General features: G+C 52.7%; 14 protein-coding genes. 7 read left to right on the top strand and 7 right to left on the bottom strand.

Annotated elements, in window-relative coordinates:
- Positions 1 to 30: 30 nt before the first annotated feature.
- Together Enr10x_RS17005 and ilvD are read right to left on the bottom strand one after the other, a co-directional pair.
- A complete protein-coding gene (locus tag Enr10x_RS17005) occupies positions 31 to 1452 on the bottom strand; it encodes a UTP--glucose-1-phosphate uridylyltransferase (protein WP_145110323.1) in 1422 nt (473 codons plus the stop codon).
- Between the two features lie 45 nt (positions 1453 to 1497).
- Positions 1498 to 3189 carry a dihydroxy-acid dehydratase gene (gene ilvD / locus Enr10x_RS17000; RefSeq protein ID WP_145450789.1) on the bottom strand — a complete coding sequence of 564 codons (1692 nt, stop codon included), beginning with the start codon at positions 3187 to 3189 and terminating at the stop codon, positions 1498 to 1500.
- Positions 3190 to 3799: 610 nt separating this feature from the next.
- Here ilvD and Enr10x_RS16995 point away from each other — a divergent pair.
- The 4 genes from Enr10x_RS16995 (at position 3800) to murA (ending at position 7797) form a co-directional block, all read left to right on the top strand.
- Positions 3800 to 4087: a type B 50S ribosomal protein L31 gene (locus tag Enr10x_RS16995; RefSeq protein WP_145110317.1), complete on the top strand. Its 288-nt coding sequence runs from the start codon at positions 3800 to 3802 to the stop codon at positions 4085 to 4087.
- Between the two features lie 171 nt (positions 4088 to 4258).
- Complete coding sequence (prfA, locus tag Enr10x_RS16990; RefSeq protein ID WP_145110314.1) at positions 4259 to 5344, top strand: peptide chain release factor 1; 1086 nt, start codon at positions 4259 to 4261, stop codon at positions 5342 to 5344.
- A 3-nt stretch (positions 5345 to 5347) separates the two neighbouring features.
- Complete coding sequence (gene prmC, locus Enr10x_RS16985; RefSeq protein ID WP_232093034.1) at positions 5348 to 6307, top strand: peptide chain release factor N(5)-glutamine methyltransferase; 960 nt, start codon at positions 5348 to 5350, stop codon at positions 6305 to 6307.
- Between the two features lie 65 nt (positions 6308 to 6372).
- Positions 6373 to 7797, top strand: a complete 1425-nt coding sequence (gene murA / locus Enr10x_RS16980; protein WP_145110311.1) for a UDP-N-acetylglucosamine 1-carboxyvinyltransferase — start codon at positions 6373 to 6375, stop codon at positions 7795 to 7797.
- A 34-nt stretch (positions 7798 to 7831) separates the two neighbouring features.
- Here murA and Enr10x_RS16975 read toward each other — a convergent pair whose 3' ends face one another.
- The 5 genes from Enr10x_RS16975 to Enr10x_RS16955 all read right to left on the bottom strand — a co-directional run bounded on the left by Enr10x_RS16975 (position 7832) and on the right by Enr10x_RS16955 (position 14286).
- Positions 7832 to 9334 (bottom strand): outer membrane protein assembly factor BamB family protein, encoded by a 1503-nt coding sequence (locus Enr10x_RS16975; protein ID WP_145110308.1) that lies wholly within the window; start codon positions 9332 to 9334, stop codon positions 7832 to 7834.
- Between the two features lie 26 nt (positions 9335 to 9360).
- Positions 9361 to 10962, bottom strand: a complete 1602-nt coding sequence (locus Enr10x_RS16970; protein ID WP_145450788.1) for a DUF6798 domain-containing protein — start codon at positions 10960 to 10962, stop codon at positions 9361 to 9363.
- Positions 10963 to 11031: 69 nt separating this feature from the next.
- Complete coding sequence (locus Enr10x_RS16965; RefSeq protein ID WP_145110302.1) at positions 11032 to 11268, bottom strand: RNA polymerase subunit sigma; 237 nt, start codon at positions 11266 to 11268, stop codon at positions 11032 to 11034.
- Positions 11269 to 11408: 140 nt separating this feature from the next.
- Positions 11409 to 12974 (bottom strand): pyridoxal phosphate-dependent decarboxylase family protein, encoded by a 1566-nt coding sequence (locus Enr10x_RS16960; RefSeq protein WP_197996067.1) that lies wholly within the window; start codon positions 12972 to 12974, stop codon positions 11409 to 11411.
- Positions 12975 to 13167: 193 nt separating this feature from the next.
- Complete coding sequence (locus Enr10x_RS16955; protein ID WP_145450786.1) at positions 13168 to 14286, bottom strand: FtsW/RodA/SpoVE family cell cycle protein; 1119 nt, start codon at positions 14284 to 14286, stop codon at positions 13168 to 13170.
- A gap of 188 nt (positions 14287 to 14474) precedes the next feature.
- On the opposite strand from Enr10x_RS16955, the gene Enr10x_RS16950 reads away from it, so the two are divergent.
- The 3 genes from Enr10x_RS16950 to Enr10x_RS16940 all read left to right on the top strand — a co-directional run bounded on the left by Enr10x_RS16950 (position 14475) and on the right by Enr10x_RS16940 (position 18970).
- Complete coding sequence (locus Enr10x_RS16950; protein ID WP_145450785.1) at positions 14475 to 15743, top strand: rhomboid family intramembrane serine protease; 1269 nt, start codon at positions 14475 to 14477, stop codon at positions 15741 to 15743.
- A 303-nt stretch (positions 15744 to 16046) separates the two neighbouring features.
- Entirely contained in the window at positions 16047 to 17627 is a 1581-nt protein-coding gene (locus Enr10x_RS16945; RefSeq protein ID WP_145450784.1) for a hypothetical protein, read from the top strand.
- A gap of 71 nt (positions 17628 to 17698) precedes the next feature.
- Positions 17699 to 18970, top strand: a complete 1272-nt coding sequence (locus Enr10x_RS16940; RefSeq protein ID WP_145450783.1) for a hypothetical protein — start codon at positions 17699 to 17701, stop codon at positions 18968 to 18970.
- The last annotated feature ends 189 nt before the right edge of the window (positions 18971 to 19159 follow it).

The raw sequence follows: 19159 nt of genomic DNA, 5'->3' as shown, positions 1-19159 counted from the left end.
TCCCTGCCAGCTCAGGCTGGCTCCGGGCTGTTATTCTCCGAGGTAGAGGGGGCCATTGATCGTCAGGTCCGCTGCAACTTTCGATTTGAGATCCTCTGCGTCCAGCGCCAGCAGCGGACTGATCTCCACGGGGCAGTCTGCGGGGACCTCGACGTCGCAGGCCGAGAGCCATTCAGAGGCAATCCGCTTCAGAGCAGCCTGAACGGTCGCAGGCGAGTCCTGTCCTTCCGCATTTTTCAGCGGGTTAAATTCGCGTTCGCGATCGATTTCATAGACCAGAACGGTATCTGCGACCGGCAGCACATCGAAAATGAAGCGTTCAAATTTGATCGCATTCGGCGTTTCAGGGGTCACCTGAGATCCGGATGCATCGAGATGCGGCACCTTTTTGTTGGCGCGGTGGAATGGAAACTGATCGTCATTATCGGCAATCTGTTCCAGGAAATCCCGATTAAACACGTGGATGGCGGTGCTGCCGGCCCAGTGCAGCAGTTGGCCTTGTTCATCAGTCTGTTCTGCAATATGAGTTGGCAGATCACTGTATTCAATAATCTGGGTTTTCTGGTCCACATCGCAGACAACTCCCATCTTTTCATCTGCAGAGCGTTTGGAGACCACTTTGACGGAGACTTCGGCATTCCGCTTCAGATGATAGCCCAGGAATTCCGGGTCACAGACGATCGCAGTCGGATTGTCGACCTGATGATAGTAGAGCGTGTCGATTCCCTGTTTGCGCATCTCATCGAACATACCGGAATTCTTGAGAGCCGCCAGCATGCCTCCATGACCGTCCGGGCTGACGGCGATGCGGTGTTTGCTTTCCAGTAAGATCTTTCCGGTCTGTGCGTCAACAGCGGGCATGGTTCCCTGTTTGAAGAAAAACAGGTTCTCATCTGCCAGACCGAAATTCTGGTTTTGCTGGAAGTAGGCCACGGTTTCATCATGAGTGGCATCGCTGGTCATAATGAAATAACTGATCGGCTGACCTGCCTGCTTCGCCCGCGCTCTCAATTGCTCAACCAGAATCTGAAACAGGGAGGTCTGACGTACCGGACCGACAGGATACATGCCTTTGGGGTGAGGAAAACCGAGACGTGAACCCTGTCCTCCCGCCACTAGAATCGCTCCCACTTTTCCTGCTGACAGGCATTCTTTTCCGGCTGCGATCGCCTGAGTTGACTCTGAAGAATCAGACTGACGGTCTGTCAGACGTACGACGGTCGCGGGGCGCGTGGCCCGCTCTGCCTTCTGAGCAGGGGACTCTTCACTGTCTGCAGAACTACCGGGTGAATAAAGCCGCTGGATCTGTGCAAAGTTAATCTTTCTAATCTGTGCGACCAGTTCATCCTGCTGTGACGGATCGAGTTCGCTCCACCAGGTCAGTAGATGCTTCTGTTGAAATTCTTCCAGTGTCTGAAACAGGTCCTCTGGGAAAGCGGCGGGATTGTTCATACTGATTGGTTTTTCTCCTGTGATTAATGCGTCATCGATTCCGGTTCATTCGCAGTCAGGGAGCAGCGCCTTGCTCACACAGCCGTGGTGGGCCTGGGACGTCGTGGCTGAGAAATCAGCCAGGTAACCTCGCGTGTGTTGAACTGGTTTGACCGTCAGGTCAGACTGGCGCTGTGTGAGTTCTTCTTCACTAATTTCCAGCTGGATCGTTCCTTTGAGCAGGTCGAAGGAAATCTGATCGCCATTCTGTACCAGACCGATGGGGCCACCGATGGCGGCTTCGGGAGAACAGTGCACGCCAATCGCACCGTGCGAGACTCCCGAGACACGCGTGTCGGAAATGAAGGCGACTTTCCCATCGAGTTCCGGGACGGTCAGGGCGGCTGTCGCAACCAGCACTTCTGGCATGCCTGAGGCAACCGGTCCGAGATTGCGCAGCACAATCACGCTTCCCGGTTTGATCTGGTTGGCTTCTACTGCGTCTACAACCCCTTTGGCTTCATCGAAGCAGCAGGCGACACCGGTGAAATGCGATTCCTGCATGCTGGAGACTTTGAAGACGATTCCCCCGGGAGCAAGGTTGCCGAAGCAGACCTGCATGTCGGCATATTCTTTATAAGGCTGACCGAGGGGAGCGATCAATTCCTGGTCCGCAGGGACATCGCCAATGTCTGCCAGGTTTTCGGCCAGTGTTTTTCCCGTAACAGTCAGGCAGCTACCGTCAATGATGCCGGCCTTGAGGAGATGTTTGAGCAGAATCGGAGTCCCGCCCAGATGGTGCAGGTCCACCATGGTTTTTTTCCCGCGGGGAGCAAAACTGCAGTAAACAGGAGTTTTTCTGAGGATTTCCTGGATGTCCTGCAACTGGAAATCCACACCTGCTTCGCGGGCCAGTGCCAGCAGGTGCAGAATTCCATTAGTCGATCCACCAATGGCGGCAATGGTGGCAGCGGCATTCTCAAAGGCTTTGCGCGTCAGAATGTCACGCGGGCGAATGTTCTCTGCCAGCAGGTGCTTGACTGCAGAAGCGACATTCAGGCATTCGGTCTTCTTCGCTTCGTCAATGGCGGGGGTCGAACTGCTGAAGGGCAGCATCAGGCCGATCGCTTCCAGGGCAATTCCCCAGGTGTTGAACGAAGCGGCGATACCACATCCCCCCGGGCCGGGACAGGCGGTCCGCAGGATTTCATCGGCTTCTGATTCTTCCATGGCTCCCACGGAGGCCGCGGCCTGAGAATCGTAAACATCGAGGATGGAAATATCATGCCCCTTATGGCAACCGGGCATGATACTGCCACCACTGACAATCAGACCGGGATAATTCAGGCGAGCCAGAGCCATGGCGAAGCCGGGCCCATTTTTATCACAGTTATGCAGGCCGATCAGGGCATCGTAGGAGTGAGCACTCACCACACACTCGGCTGCATTGGCGATCATGTTTCGGGAAGGGAGACTGGCGTTGCCTCCTTCCTGGCCCTGGGTAATGTTGTCACTGACTGCCGGCGTGCCAAAAGGCAAGCCGATCATCTCGGCAGACTGACATCCCTCAGCAATCGTTTTTGCCAGTGAATACGCGTGAACATTGCAGAGATTCCCATCCAGCAGGGGGACGCCGATTCCGATTTGCGCCTTGTTAAAGTCTGTATCAGAGAAGCCAAGACCGTAGTAAAACGCGGTAACGCCCCGTTGCCATCCATGAGTCAGATTCTGACTGTTCCAGTTCAACGCCTGTGTCATCTTTGGTGTTCCTGCAGGAGAAATGAGAAGGAGCAGCTGTTGCTCCAGACCTCTTTAACTCTAAACGGTCTCAGGCAGGAGGCCAAGTTACTTAACATTTGAATTTCAAAACAGATAGAGAGTTGTTCTGAAATGAAATCGCTGGCAAAGCTGTTGGGGCTGTATTCTGCCATCATCTGCTGGATCTCTCTGAATTTGAGATGGATTATCCGAGGAGGATCGACTCAGTCCGTAAAAATCTCAAAAAATGCCCGAAATGGGAGACATTTTGCTGAATATAATTGACGTATCTGTATGTATTTTAATGCTTTATGTGAATTTGAATTGGATTGCCTTTGCGCTTGCTCATTGGACAGGCGGAACGTAAACTGTGTTGTTTCGTAAAGCGAGAATTCTATAAGCCGTTTTGTTTCCAGATTTTAGGAATCCGAGCCTGCAGACGTGAACTCTGTGGCAGCAGGCTTGTGAAGCAAAACGCGGGCATGCATCAGGCTGATCAAGTTGGAGGCATGCCGGGAACATTGTGGATTCAACGTCCCCCGATGTCGGATTGCCAGCAGACAGTCCGTCAGATTGAACAGGTTATTAGGTAACAAAGAAGTCGAGTAAAATGAAAAAAGACATTCATCCCGATTATCACCCGGTCGTATTTAAGGATACTTCGACAGGTGATTCATTTCTGATTCAGTCCACTGCGACCTCGAAGTCCACCATCGAATGGGAAGATGGCAACACTTACCCGCTGGTCTCGGTCGAAATCAGTTCCAAGTCACACCCTTACTACACCGGCAAGATGAAGTTCGTCGACAGTGCCGGTCGTGTGGAAAAGTTCCAGAAGAAATACAACTGGGACAAACGCAACGCAGCCGAAGGGGAAGACAAGAAAGAAGCCGAGTAGCGGCCTGAACCATCGAAATCGAAATGAGGCTCTGCGGAAAATCCGTATGAGCCTCGTTTAATACATGGTTGTTTCTTTTCTTTCTCAGATCTGATTCATTCCACTTTCCACGGTCAAACGGATGACCCGGGGAATCAATATCAGACGGACTTAATTCGTGGACTCGGGTAAATGAAATTTCCCACTCTACAGGCCAAGCTGGAACGTTACGAAGAGCTGGAAAAACAGCTGCAGGATCCAGAGGTACTGACAAACAACGCTAAGCTGGTCGAAATTCAGCGTGAGTACGGCGGACTGGCGAAAGTCGCCCTGGAAGTTCGTGCCTTTAACACCCGTGAAGAGGACATCGAAGTCGCCCGGGAAATGCTGGAAGAAGAAACCGACCCGGACGCGAAAGCGTACGCACAGAAAGAACTCGATCAGCTGTGCGAAGAACATGAGAAGCATACGAAGGAACTGGAAGATCTGGTCGTCGCCGGAGATTCCATTACCCGTGGTGGTCTGATCATGGAAATCCGAGCGGGAGCCGGTGGCGATGAAGCCGCTCTGTTTGCCAGCGAACTGTTTCAAATGTACCAGCACTACGTCGAAGCCCAGAAAGGCTGGAAGACTGAAGTACTCGATATGAGTGCGACCGAGCTGGGGGGCATCAAGGAAGTGACCTTTTCGATCTCAGGTGAAGGGGCTTACCATCGGCTGCAGTTTGAGAGTGGCGGCCATCGGGTGCAGCGGGTTCCTGAAACCGAAACACAGGGCCGCGTCCACACCAGTGCTGCGACTGTGGCGGTACTGCCGGAGGCCAGTGAAGTCGAAGTCGAAATTAAGCCGGACGACATTCGCCTGGATACGTTCCATGCCAGTGGCCCGGGGGGCCAGAAGGTTAATAAGACCGAAAGTGCCGTCCGAATCACGCACTTACCAACGGGCACCGTCGTGCAGTGCCAGGATGAAAAAAGTCAGCATAAAAACAAAGCCAAAGCGATGCGCGTGCTCCGCAGTCGTGTGCTGGAGCAGATGCAACAGAAAGCCGCGGAAGAGCGGGCGGATCAGCGACGGACGCTGATTGGCTCAGGGGACCGCAGTCAGCGGATCCGGACCTATAATTTTCCTCAAGGGCGTGTGACCGATCACCGGATTAACCTTTCGCTGTATAAACTGGACCAGATCATGCAGGGGGCCCTCGATGAACTGATCGATGCCCTGTTGCAGTTTGACCGCGAAGAGCGTCTGCTGGGCGATAGCGCCAACAAAAATTAAAGCGTGGCTGCTGTCAGCCTGTGGCTGCCTGTCAGTTCGATGGATCGTGACGTGAAAGAAAATTCCTCAACTCCGGAAAGCGGTTCGAATGCGTCAGCTGAACCGTGGACCGTGCGTCGGATTCTGGACTGGACAACGACCCATCTGGCTAAGCATGGCAGCGATTCGCCTCGTCTGGATGCAGAGGTCCTGCTCGCATACGCACGAAACTGTGAGCGGATTCGCCTTTATACCAACTATGAGGATGTGGTTACCGAACAGCAGCGCGCGACGATGCGTTCGCTGGTGCAGCGCCGGTCCAATGCAGAACCGGTGGCCTATCTGGTCGGCAAACGAGAGTTCTTCGGGCTGGATTTTTTCGTAGATCAGAATGTGCTGATTCCGCGTCCGGATACCGAAACGCTGGTGATGGAACTGGTCGAGGAAGCACAGAAGCTGACGGCCCCTCAGATTCTTGATTTATGTACGGGGAGTGGCTGTGTGGCAATTGCGGCTGCTTCCAACTGCCCCAATGCCTCATTCCTGGCGACCGATATCAGTGAGGCAGCATTGTCCATCGCACAGAAGAACGCGGAGACAAATGGACTGCAGGAGCGGATCCAGTTTCTGAAAAGCGACTGTTTCGCTCAGATCCCGGCAGGGGCACAGTTTGATCTGATCGCCAGCAACCCCCCTTATATCCCTGATGCGGAAATCGAGACGTTAGAGGCAGATGTGAGGCAACATGAGCCGCGTCTGGCGCTGGCAGGGGGAGCTGATGGACTCGACTTTTACTGGAAAATTATTCAGGAAGCGATTCCCTGTCTGAAGGAAGGGGGGCAACTGCTGCTCGAGTTCTCCCCGGAGCAGGAAACTGATCTGAGAGAATTACTTACCGCATCCGGAAATTATAGAAATATTAGGGTTAAGACAGATCTGGCGCATCGCTCCCGGGTCATCATTGCTCAAAAATGTCTATCGTAAAATCAACCGTTTACCTATACTGTCAGCACACGAGTTTCATCCAGTCAACTCCAGGAGATCCAGGGATGGATATGTTTATCGTTCGCGGAGGCGAACGGCTTTCCGGCAGTGTCACTGTCAGCGGAGCGAAGAATTCGGCGCTGCCATTAATGGCAGCTGCTCTGGCCTGTGATGGTGAAACAGCACTGCATTCCATTCCTAATCTGGTCGATGTGACGACGCAATCCCAGGTTCTGGGCTCACTGGGAATGGAAGTCCAGCGGGATGAATCCGGCGTTCTGCGTTTACGAACGGTCGATGAAAGTGCCTGCATTGCGGACTACGAACTGGTGCGGCGCATGCGGGCCAGTGTATGTGTGCTCGGGCCCTTACTGGCCAAGCGGCGGATGGCCTGCGTCTCACTGCCGGGCGGTTGCAATATCGGCGATCGTCCGATTGATCTGCATCTCAAGGGGCTGGCAGCTCTGGGAGCACAGATTCGCGTCGACCGGGGATACGTGATTGCCCGGGCTGACCGTTTGCAGGGAGCCAATATTTTTCTGGGGGGGGCCTTTGGGAGTACGGCGACAGGAACCTGTAATGTGATGATCGCTGCGGCGCTGGCGGAGGGGACGACGACAATCGAGTCTGCGGCCTGTGAACCGGAAGTAGTGGACGTCGGTAATTTTCTCAACGCAGCGGGAGCGCGAATTGAAGGGCTGGGGACTCCCTTTCTGAAGATCGAAGGCGTCGAGCGTCTGCAGGCGACGGAGCATGAGGTCATCCCGGATCGCATCGAAGCAGCGACCCTGATGATCGCGGCGGCGATGACCGGGGGAGATGTGCAACTCAATCAGGTGCGTCCCGATCACATTACTGCCGTCATTGAAAAGCTGCGGGAAATTGGCGTCACGATTCGTCTGGAATTTCCACAGCAGCCCGACCGCAGACAGTCAGTCTGGGTTCAGGTCTCGCAGCCACTCAAATCGGTCGATTGTATTGCTCTGCCGTATCCTGGGATCCCGACCGACGTGCAGGCGCAGCTGATGTCACTGCTGGCCTGTGTACCGGGGATCAGCATTGTGACCGATAAGGTCTTTCCCGACCGTTTCATGCATGCATCGGAACTGGCGCGGATGGGGGCGAAAATCAGGCGTGAATCTGCCAGTGCGATTCTGAATGGTGTCTCTCGCCTGAGTGGTGCCTGTGTGATGGCCTCCGATTTGCGTGCGAGTGCGGCGCTGGTTCTGGCGGGACTGGCTGCCGAAGGGGAGACTGTCATCCGTCGCATCTATCATCTGGATCGAGGCTATGAACGGCTCGAAGAAAAACTGATCGCCCTGGGGGCGAATGTGCAGCGGGTGAGAGACGAGCCCGAAAATATGCCTGAAAGTCTGAAGCTGACCGAGGGAGAGGAACGGCCCAGCTATTCAGAATTGCTCGATGCCCTGACGGGACCGCACTGGAATCTGAACCCCAGTGAGAAACCGGCCCAGCCCTCAGAGGGTTAACTCTCAGGCTGGACTTTCGATTCCCTTTAAACTCTTACTTTTTCGCAAAGTCCAGGCAAATCAGGTGTGATTCACTTCTGAGATAGAGTTTTTTGTGAGCCAGAACCGGTGCTGCCCAGGCCGGATATGTGATTTGGGGGAATGAGGTACGGCAGACTTCGCCGAACTTTTCCGGATCCACATTCACGATCGCCAGTGTGCCCCGTTCACCCAGCACGATAAATTTGTTATCCGCCAGGATGGCTGAACCTCGCCCATAAAAGGGCCAGGGAGCGGCCTTGCCGGTATCGACCCATTGGAATTTTCCCGTGATCTGATTCGGTTTGACTTTACCGGCAACGGGTGAGGTACCATCAGTTTCCCACATGACTTTGCCGTCCGAAAGACGCACGCAACGCATGGTTGCTTCCCGCTCATGACGTCCACTGAACCCATAAAAGTAGCCGTCATGATAAATGCTGGTGGACCAGTGAGTCATCATGTTGGTGGGATCGCGCCAGAGTTCTTTGTAGCTTTTCCCGTTCGGATTGACTTCGAGCAATGCAGAGCCAACCTGGTAGGCCGCAGAGAGAAAGATCTTGTCATCCACAACGACCGGGCGTGCCGCATTGACGGAATCTCTCAGCAGTGAACGAAACCAGTATTTGAAATTCACGGAGCCGTCCTGGGGATCGAGTGAGACCAGTCCCTGTCGCATCAGACAGAGCAGATGCCGCTTGCCGTGAATAGTCGCTGCAATGGGAGAAGAGTAGCTGGAGAGTTTTTCATTACCCCGCCATTTATATACGGGTAGCCGTTCCCAGCCGGTGGAAGTACCGTCCCAGACCTCTTTGCCAACATTGTGCCAGAGTGTTTTGCCCGTCTCCGGATCAAAGGCAACCATCCCGGAATCTGGTTTTCCCCCGACCATGACAATCAGCTTCCCCCCCTCCAGAATCGGGGTGGCACCCACACCGAAGAAACCGGGAGGCACATCAAAATCTTTTAAGCAGTCACGGTGCCAGACCTCTTTGCCCTGATCCAGAGTCAGGCAATACAGTTTGCCTTGTGCTCCGAAAGTATAGCAGTACTTAGAGGTCAACAGAGGTGAGCAGCGTGGACCGTTGTTGTAACCATAGGGATCACGGAAATCGGACGGGTATTCGTACTTCCAGAGAACCTTGCCAGAGTCGGCTTCGACGCATTCCACAACTTCTTTTCCAGGGCCATCGTCATCTGGTCGATGATGAATGACGAGTCGGTTTCCCAGAACTGATGGCGCGCTGTAGCCAGTGCCGATCTTTTTTTCCCAGAGCAGGGGGGGGCCTTCGCGGGGAAAGTCGTCGATCAGGTTAGTCTCAGATGAAATGCCGGTCTGTTCTGGACCCAGAAAGTAAGGCCAGTTTCCCGCTTTGACAGCAGGAGCCTGCGCGTGCAGCGATGCGTCGAATTGCGCCAGATCAGGGCTGAGGGCGGGAGACAGGAAGAACAGTAGCGCTGTAAAGCATAGCTTCAGTCCGCGGGAGCGGCGTGTGGCAACTTGGTCTTGAGTGTGCATGAGTAAAACCATTGGCTGGAGGGAGTTCAGGGAAGTTTGTAGATTTTATAGGTTTGATTCTGATAAACAGGTTTGATGGTATTAAAAGGCCCAAGCCGCTTGACCAGCAGATGCGTGATTCCGGTCTGTTGATGCAAAACCTGCAGGGCCTGATCATCAAAGCCTTTATTATAATAATCCTGCCCCCATTTTCGAAGGTATTTCAACCTGCGATTCCATTCTATGATGCCCGGGGCGTCCTGAGGGCAGTCTTTGTAAGTCACATATTCGGGGCGTTGCGCGTACCATTTAAAATCGGACTGATGGATGGGCGTCAGAAACAGGGCCGATTCGGGGGTATTATTCTGGATCCAGTGACAGGCATCGATCCAGTCAGCGCGCTGTCGGGCAGTCATCTTATGCACAGGGGGTGCAATCCAGGCCGAATAGAGGACTGTTGTCAACAGACACAGACTGAGCAGGGCGATGAATCCAGCACGGATACGCCTGTTTCCCGTTGCGGCATCAGGGTCGGTTTTCTCCTGCTTAAACCAGCGCTGGTAGACGGTGTTGGACAGTGTGACCGTTACCGCCAGTGGAAGCAGTGAGTCAAACAGGCGGAAGGGATAGAATTTGAGCAGTGACATTCGAAAGGCATAGTAGGGCATTTCACTGGCAGGTCGCGGACCTGCACCGAGTAGAAATCCGATACAGGCCAGGCCCAGAGTCCCGGCGATGAAATACTGGAAGAAACGCAGGGAAAATGTGGTGTTTTCCTTACGGCGAAACAATAGCCAGATTGCGAGGAGGAATCCATACATCAGGTAGCTGAATGTATTGAAGTCCATTGGATCCAGGTGATGTTTGAGCCGGTAAAAGACCTGGATAAAGTTGGCCGAGAATTCCTCGCGGGGCGTTCCCCCCTGGAGCAGGCTGAGTGCTGGAACCAGTCCGGGCAGGGAACAGAGAATGAGCCAGCCACAGGCAGGGATTGCTTGTTTGATATTCAGGACCAGGGAAGCTCGACTGAGTGACTTTCTTTGCACCAGTGCGTAGCAGGCGAGTGCAAACAGTGCACACAACAGTCCCCAGACTCCGACGACGGGATGCCAGCTGATGGTCAGACCCAGATAGATGGCGGCCCGGTTCCAGTTCTGCTCGCAGCCATTTGCCATGGCTAAAAACAGGAAACCGTAAGCGAAGACTTTGGATTCGATTCCGCCGATGATCCATTCACCGGAAAAATTACCGATGGCAGCGATGCCCAGAAACATCCAGGCGGCAATCAAAGGCGACCAGATTCCAGGAGTCAGTACGCGCAGGAGACGATACCAGCCGATCGCCAGCAGCAGGCAGCCTGCCAGGCGACCGAGAATGGCGGTCTGAGCCAGTGTGAGCCACTGTGTGAAGAATCCCACAACCTGGTAAAAGAAGCGGTGGGCATTGGAAGATTCCAGGAAAAAATCCCCCGCGCACCACTGGGGATTCCAGTAATGTTTTGCCTTGCAGAGGTAGTGTGGCTCATTGGTGCCGGGTACTGGAAACCGAATCAAGGAATCGGCGGCAAAGGAACCGGCGATCAGCAGAATGAGCAGGATGAGCAGGATGGCTGGAGGTGATGATTTAGTCGCTGTGGATTCAGGATTCACTGAACTTGAGCACCTTGTTAAGCCATCGGATTCACCCGGAACAGGGACTGCGCGTGCCTCGTGCCAGCGTTATTTTTTCTTTGCTTTTTTCTTCGCTGCTTTTTTAGCAGGTGCCTTTTTTGCAGTTACTTTTTTCGCAGGAGACTTCTTTGCGGCAGCGGTTTTTTTTGCTGCTTTCTTCTTAGCACTTCCCTTTTTGGAAGCTGCTTTCTTTTTGGTTCCCTTTTTATCGGGTTCGCCAAAGATTTTATCATAATTTTCCCAGAATTTGGGAGTCGTGCCTGTACGAACAATGGGGCCGCTCATGGTCTCATTTCTCCGTTTAGAATCTGAATTCACCTGTTGGTAAGTTCAATCGAAACGTTTAGTAAAGTATTTGTATTATAACCTGTGACAATGTACTTGTCTTTTCCGAGCGACGATTCTTTCGATCTGATCCCAAATTGTCAAGTCTGTTCACAATGATCCGTCTGGCGTGTGACAGGAAATTCATCTTTAAAATGATCCGCTTTGCTGCAGATCGAATTCAACAATTGCTTTAAATGTGCTTCAGTGGTAAGCGGATTCATGACCGTAATCCGAAACGCAGCCTGTCCATCGATTACAGAATGAACGATATAGAATTCCCCGGACTCAATGATTTGTCGCCGGATACGGAAATGGATCATATTCTGCTGCTCCAGTGGCAAAGCTGCCAGCCAGGCGGGCTGATAGCGGAAGACGACGATATTGCACTCTGGTTCGTGAACCGCTTCGAAATCGGGGGTCTCCTGTAGCAGTCGCTGAAAAATGCCGGCCGTTTCGAATGTGACATCGACCAGATCTGCAAACAGCTGTTTCCCAAACAGTGCCCAGATTCCCCAGAGGGCGTAGCTGTTGGCTCGTTTCGTGCATTCGATGGTCCGCAGTCCCAGGTCGTAGTCGGCAATTTCGGGAGCAGAAGGATCAAACAGATAGGGTGCCTGCTGCTGGAAAGCGGTAAAGCGATGGGCTTTGTTCTTAAAAAACAGAAACGCACTCAAGGCGGGGATGAACATCATTTTGTGTGCATCAAACACGACACTGTCTGCCCGATGCAGTCCCTGTGTCAGGTGTCGATAACGCTTTGAGAAACAGGTCGGGCCTCCATGTGCAGCGTCAACGTGCAACCAGATCTGATACTTTTCACACAGATCTGCGATCTGTTCCAGCGGATCGAAAGCGCCAATCGGCGTTGCACAGGCACAGGCTACTACGGCGATGATCTTCCGATTTTCGGATCTGCATTCCAGGATCAGTTCTTCCAGCGCCAGGGGTTGCATGCGGCGGTGTTCGTCGAGAGGAATTTTGAGAATCTGCTCGGTGCCAATTCCCAGAATGTTGGCGGAACGGGTGACGCTGTAATGAGCATCCGCGGAAACAAGCAGAACCGGGGACGCCTCCAGTTGTGCCTGTGGGCCGAGTGTTCCGATTTCCGGACAACTCTGATTACGAGCCGCCAGTAATCCGGTCAGATTTGCCAGCGAGCCTCCATGTGTGACCAGCCCTGTAAATTCCCCGGGTGTAAAACCGATTTCAGTACCGATCATTTCAATCAGTGCCAGTTCGACAGCAGTAGCCCAGGGCCCCATTTCGTAAACGGCCATTACCTGATTGGTCACTGCCGTGATCGCATCAAACAGGCCTGCCAGTGGAATGGATGCAGGGACCTGATGACCGATATAGCGGGGGTTTTGCAGGTTATGTCCCCGGTCGAGCAGCGTTTGTGCAAGTGCGCGAAACTCCTGAATCCGTTGCGGAAGATCGGAGGTCGCCAAATCGGTCGTGGGGGCCTGTAACAGCTGTTCCAGTGCCTGTTGCAGATTCTCAGCAGGAGCTCGCCAGTTTAACACCGGCGTATCCGGTTCATCTAAAGAGCGGGCGTGCAGGGTGAGGAGTTCTGATAACGTCTGACTGGCTGCAGAAAGTAAATCAGGGTCGTAGGCGGCTTCAATTCGGGAGCGTGCAGACTTGAGTTCGAGGTTATCGGTCATTTTAGATGCATCTGAATGAGCTTTGCTGGCAATCAATAGCCGGTCAGCAGACAGACCGGCCGGAAGTATCTCTCTATTGTATCTGTCTGGAAAAGGTCGGGAATGTGTACGGCTGGATAAATTCTGGCAATTCAATAATTCAGAATTGAGCCGACTGATCCAGATGCGGTTCTCTACAATGATAGAGAGATTCTCAGAACCGAAAAGGTTCAGCATGAATCTCATAGCCGGGATGCATGCAGATATTGATCAGCAATCCCAGGGCGAGGCAGGTGCTGAGCATGCTGGTGCCGCCATAACTCATCAGGGGAAGTGTCATTCCGGTGATCGGCATCAGACCGACCGTCATCCCTGTGTTGATGATCGTTTGTGATGCGAGCAAGGTCACAATACCGACCGCGACAAGCCTTCCAAACGGCTCGCGGGTTGCAAGTGCGATCTGCAGACCACGAATAAACAGAAAACTAAAGACGACCAGAGCAAACAGGCAACCCACGATGCCGAAGCGTTCACCCACCAGACAGAAGATGAAGTCGGTCCGGCCGGCGGGAAGGTGATAGGCAGCGGGATCGTCGACGGGCATTCCGGCGATTTCGCTGCCCCAGACACCTCCCAGGGCAAGCATTTGCTTTGACTGGTAGAGGTGGTAGCCGTCCCCGCGGGGCATTTCCCCGCCATCACGCTGAGTGAACAGAGCCACAATACGCGATTTCTGTTCGGGGTTCATTTGCAGCCAGAGGAGGGGCAGCATGCAGATTCCCAGGATGACGATCGTAACCAGGTGCCGAGGTCGAGCGCCTGCAGAAAACAGCATTGCGAACAGAATGGGGAAAAAGAGCAGGGAGGTTCCCAGGTCGGGCTCCCGCAGGATCAAGATGACCGGAACGCAGGTTAAGATGAAGGGGACGATCAGACCCGGGATCCGGCGGTAATTTTTGCGGTACATCAAATAATGCGCCAGGGCCAGAATATAAGTGATCTTTGCCAGTTCCGATGGTTGAAACTTGAAGAAGCCAAGTGGAATCCAGCGGCGGGACCCATTGACTGCTGGGATGAAAAAGACGGCGATCAGTAATATCAGTGTCGCCAGAAACAGCGGATAACTGATGCTGCGCAGATTCCGGTATGGGAACAGGATTGTGCCCGCCAGAGCAGTGAGTGAAATCAGGATCCAGACACATTGTTTCTGGAAATAGTGTCCCTGTCCTGCCAGTTCGTCGCCGCGCGCAATTCCTGCCAGGCCGCAACCCATCAAAATCAGGATACAGCAGAGCAGGGACCAGGGAATGCGATGAAAACCGGCGTGAAACATGTCATATGAGTCCAGAAATTCACTAAGTTGACGGAGCGTTTTGTAGCGGAAATCGGGATCTGGGGAAAGAGGGATCTTTTTCGTGAAGTTCGTGAGCGGGGATTTCTTTTCAGGTGTCAAATGTGGGAAAATCAGCTATTCTTGAGCTGGAGAGACATCAGTTCCTGTTGGATTATGAATAAGAGTCAATGTTGCATTCTTTGAAAAGATTCTGTTCCCGCTATCCAGTCACTGCTTTGTTTCTGGCAGTTGCAGTCGGGTTATTCCTTGCTGTTCAGGCTTATCGCATCAGTCACCGGACTTCAGGTCAGAATGGATTTGATGATGCCCTCTGGAAACTGGGGGCTGTGCAGCCACTCGTGTTTGTACACGATCATCCGCTGATTGAAGAAAAAGACTATCCGACGGGGGGGCCATTCGACCTGTGGGCAGGAGAATGGTGGCGGATTCTGGTCAGTGGTTTCCATCACGGAGACATCCTGCATCTGGTGATGAACTGTGTCGCGATTGCCTTTCTGGGGCATCTGATCGAGCCGGTGATGCGTCGCTGGGTGTACGTCCTGTTTCTGATTCTGGCGACATTCATCTCGTTACTCCCCGAATACTACTGGGAACATTATCCTGTGGGTTTATCAGGAGCCGCATTTGCAATGTTCGGCATGCTGATTCTGTTGCGTCAAACAAACGAACATATTGCAGAGGTCTTCACTGAACGTGAAATTCACTGGGGGCTGGGCTGGTTGTTTTTGTGTTTCGTGTTAACGTATCTGGGGATCATGAATATTGCGAATGCCGCCCATGTAGCCGGGTTCCTGTATGGACTTCTGGCCGGAGTGGTGTTAATTAACCAGTCTCGTTTTGCGAGTCTACTGCGGTATGCATTTGTGGTCTCACATCTTCTGCTGATTCCAGCGACCTGGCTGATTTGTCATCCTTACTGGAACGGAAAGTATTACTGGTACCTGGCACGCCATTCTGACGATCTTGACCAGCGGATAGCCTATCTGAAGAAAGGGGTCGAATTGTCCCCGGGAGAACCGAAGATTGGCGCGGAACTGGCTCTGAGTCTGTATCGCACAGAAAAAGTGCCCTTCGATTCGTGGGAAACCATTCTGCAGTCCCTGAAACGGAACCGGTCATATGAAAAGGGAGTGGATCTTGCGAGACTGATCTGGAAACAGTTCGATTCAGATGAGCAGAAGGCAAAAGCATTGAAGAAAATGTCCGAAATCTTTGGCAGCGAATCTGAGGCCTGGTCGGATCGGCTGCAACTGGCACAGACAGAAATGGTACAGACCGATGCTCCTCCGTCTGGCGTTAGTGATGGTCCTACAGGCGATCTGCTGTTCCTGAACAGATCAAATTCTCAAAAGAAGTCGCTGAAACCTCGGGACTTGACAGCACCACCTGTAGATCCCGGTTCCCCACAGAGCGCTGTCGAAGGGGTTACGCTTTAGGTAATCCGTAAAACAGTCATAACCACACTGTTCCGTAAAATCGATACAGGTGGCGAAGTTGCATGTTGATTTTTCGCGACGGCCCGGATTCCCCAAACTGATTTTCCGTAGTTGGATTGCTTGAACTAGGCTATCAGTACACGTAATTCCTGTCATGCTGCGCTGCAATCCGTCTGAGATCTTTGTGAATCTCTGGTTTATCCTGCAGATGAAATCGCTGAACGATCTCGTTTGACGTTCCTGAAGCGCATATGATATTCAACAGAACTCCCGTATTTCGATCAATTGATTATGGCAACTGCTTTGAAAAATCAAAACGAGTCTGGTAACGAGAATTCCAGTGAAGAGCATGAAGAGGATGCCGTCCTCGTCGATCGTTTTCCGGAGGCGGTACGCGTTTCCCGGTTCACGTTCTTTTCTGTCTGCGTCCTCTCGCTGGCGTTCGTGCTGTTCAGCTCAATGCCGCTCTGGCATACCGATATCTGGGGGCATCTGGCATACGGCAGGCTGATCTGGGAGATGGGGAGCATTCCTGAGTTCGCACCACTGATGCCGCTTTCATCGGGGATGTCATTCATTGATACAGCTTGGCTGAGCCAGATATCAGCCTTCAAGATGTATGAAATTGCCGGTGTTGCCGGGATCAAGTTCCTCTATGCCGCTGCCATTACAGCCTGTATGGCACTGTTGTTGTATCGTGTCCAGCAGCGGACGGGAAGCTTTATCTGGAGCATGGTCTGCATTTCTGCCTTTCTGCTCTGTGACTGGAAGCAACTGGGCATTGTACGTCCCCAACTGGCAGGGTTACTCTGTTTTGTCACTCTGTTTTTCCTGTTGACTGCCAGAAACTGGCGCAAGGCGAACTGGGTCCTTATTCCGCTCCTGTTTGTATTTTGGGCGAATTTGCATGGTTCTTTTCCCGTCGGCCTGGGACTGATTGGTTGTTTTCTGGTCGGACGTGCTATAGATGTCAGCTGGAAAATGCGAAACTGGAAAGCGATGTTGGGGGATAGTAAAACCCGCCGCTACCTGATCCTGCTGGAACTGTCTGCGATCGCAGTCTTGTTTAATCCTTATGGTCTGCAGTTATACAGCGAAGTCTTTTCGTTCTCATCCAACCCAAATCTGGCTGATCTGATCGAGTGGAATCCTCTGACTCTGAGAATGTACCAGGGGAAAGCTGCGGGGCTCATCACATTGCTGCTGGTCATAGCCAGCCGTTTTACACCCCGACGAATTTCAACGGCTGAAGTATTGCTCCTGGTGGGGCTGGGAATTTCTGCCCTGTGGAGTTCGCGGATGATTATCTGGTGGGCTCCTGTGGCCGCCTATTACCTGGCCATCCATGGTGCAGCGATCTGCAGATGGAAATTGAAACGTCTGGCTGATCCGGGAGCTGAAAAAGTCTTCTGTGCCGGTAAATGGACCATTGTCTCTGTCGGTGTGATCTGGATCTGTTTTGCAGTCACTCCCATGGGGTCCGTAATGCTGCATGGCAAAGAGGTCGATTTTGAGCGGAGCGTTTCAGAGTCGACGCCCATTGGTGCCGTCAAATATCTGAAAGAGAAACAGATTCAGGGACAGGTTTTCAATTCCATGGAACTGGGAGATTACCTGCTATGGGCAGGTCCGGAGAATCTGGATGTTTTTGCAAATTCGCACGCGCATTTACTGCCCCGCGAAGTCTGGAATCATTATTTGCGGATCAGCAATCTGGCAGGCGATGCAGAGGAACTGCTGGATCGCTATGGAATAAATACCATTGTATTGGATCTGCCACGCCGGGAAGGACTGATGAAGCGTCTGGTAAAAGACGGAGTCTGGCGAGTTGGATATAAAGACGGCCGGTCGGTCGTGCTCCTGAGGAATAAACCCATTCAATAGACTCGATCTGTCTGTTGCCTTTCCGCTTTGAGAAAATTATCTGTTTTCAAGAATCAATATCGAGATAAATCATGAAGTCACGCAAGTTGTCCTCGAAAACTCTGATTGCCGTTCAGGTCGTGGTTGTGATCGCCTTTGGTGCCGCTTATACCATGGGGTCACGCGAATCGCGCCAGTCATTTGATGAAGTGTTTCTGCAGGAAACCTTCTATCCGGAAGTGAAAATTGAACGCGAACTTCCTCTGCGGGTGAAGCCATTATACAACGATCCTGCGGTGGTGACCGATGAGGAACTGGCTGCGGTCTTAAAACAGGTACGTCCCAAATTTCCACGCAAGCATATGAAACCGAATCATGTGGAGCATGCACTGCGAACCTGGAGTATTCAATCAACATTCGAAGATCCGAGTATCGTTTCTGGTGTCGAGATGCGGGACTTTCTCGTTGATCATGCCCGTTTCCTGGCCTCCTGGGGTGATGAGGCTGCTCCGTTGCTGGTGGATGAGCCGGCGGGGATTTCGATTCGCTGGGGAACCCAGATCGGCGGTTCAGTGCACCACGACCACTGGCTGGCATCACTCACCGAGGCCGGCATCCATCGTGACGAGCCGGTGTTTGCACCGTCTCGACGTGATATGACAGTCAACGATGTGATTCAGCAGTCATTGCGCGATTTCAATCTGGATGAGCCCGAAGTCGAATGGTCGGCCATGGCATTCGGGTTGTGGATTCCACCGGTGAAACAGTGGAAAACGTCCGACGGACGATCCGTTTCCTTTGATCAGATCGTGTTACGTCTGATTCGTGGCGACAAACGCTTTGGGGTCTGTGTAGGAACACACCGTGTCTATTCAGTGATGCTGCTGATTCGTCTGGATGATCAGTTCGACATTCTATCTGATCCGGTTCGTGCGGAAGGCTATGCTTATCTGGAAAAAGTCCGAGACCTGATCAGTGTCTGTCAGTTTGAAGATGGTCACTGGCCGGCAAACTGGATGGAAGGTAAGACAGCGTTGACCCATCCGGAAGAAATTCCTGAGTACAAGAATGTCATCGCGACGGGCCACCATCTGGAATGGCTGGCAATCGCTCCCAAAGAACTACATCCACCGCATGAGCAGATCGTGAAAGCCGCTAAATGGATCATTCACAACACGACTTCCCATACAGAAGAAGAGATTCTGCAGAAATACACCTTCTACAGTCACGTGGGCAACGCTCTGGCACTCTGGAGAAGTACGCACGCCGCCCCGTTCTGGAAAGAGTGGCGCAAAACACATCCCTATGTGCCCGAACAGAGAGCTGAAAACGCACCGCTCGTAGCCCCGAAGCCAAAACTGTAGGGACGATCCGGGATGTTTTCACTTTGACAGAGCTCACTCTCCGCCGATGACGGGGAAGGTTGCTTTGCGGCCGGTGTGCTTGAAGAGTTCGGCCTGAAATCCTTTATTACTCATCCCTGCCTGTCGAGAAATGCTGCCATAAATGGAGTTGGTTCACCCGCTTTGCCGGTGGACATGACTTTGATTCCG

The organism is Gimesia panareensis (assembly GCF_007748155.1).
GTDB classification, from domain to species: Bacteria; Planctomycetota; Planctomycetia; order Planctomycetales; family Planctomycetaceae; genus Gimesia; species Gimesia panareensis.
This window is presented reverse-complemented; position numbering and strand designations above follow the sequence as displayed.

Coding starts and splice junctions, on each gene's coding strand:
- Enr10x_RS16940 (WP_145450783.1), top strand. CDS start 17,699: ATGAAGTCACGCAAGTTGTCCTCGAAAACTCTGATTGCCGTTCAGGTC.
- Enr10x_RS16955 (WP_145450786.1), bottom strand. CDS start 14,286: ATGTTTCACGCCGGTTTTCATCGCATTCCCTGGTCCCTGCTCTGCTGT.
- Enr10x_RS16965 (WP_145110302.1), bottom strand. CDS start 11,268: ATGAGCGGCCCCATTGTTCGTACAGGCACGACTCCCAAATTCTGGGAA.
- ilvD (WP_145450789.1), bottom strand. CDS start 3,189: ATGACACAGGCGTTGAACTGGAACAGTCAGAATCTGACTCATGGATGG.
- Enr10x_RS16975 (WP_145110308.1), bottom strand. CDS start 9,334: ATGCACACTCAAGACCAAGTTGCCACACGCCGCTCCCGCGGACTGAAG.
- Enr10x_RS16960 (WP_197996067.1), bottom strand. CDS start 12,974: ATGACCGATAACCTCGAACTCAAGTCTGCACGCTCCCGAATTGAAGCC.
- Enr10x_RS16950 (WP_145450785.1), top strand. CDS start 14,475: ATGTTGCATTCTTTGAAAAGATTCTGTTCCCGCTATCCAGTCACTGCT.
- Enr10x_RS16995 (WP_145110317.1), top strand. CDS start 3,800: ATGAAAAAAGACATTCATCCCGATTATCACCCGGTCGTATTTAAGGAT.
- prfA (WP_145110314.1), top strand. CDS start 4,259: ATGAAATTTCCCACTCTACAGGCCAAGCTGGAACGTTACGAAGAGCTG.
- murA (WP_145110311.1), top strand. CDS start 6,373: ATGGATATGTTTATCGTTCGCGGAGGCGAACGGCTTTCCGGCAGTGTC.
- Enr10x_RS17005 (WP_145110323.1), bottom strand. CDS start 1,452: ATGAACAATCCCGCCGCTTTCCCAGAGGACCTGTTTCAGACACTGGAA.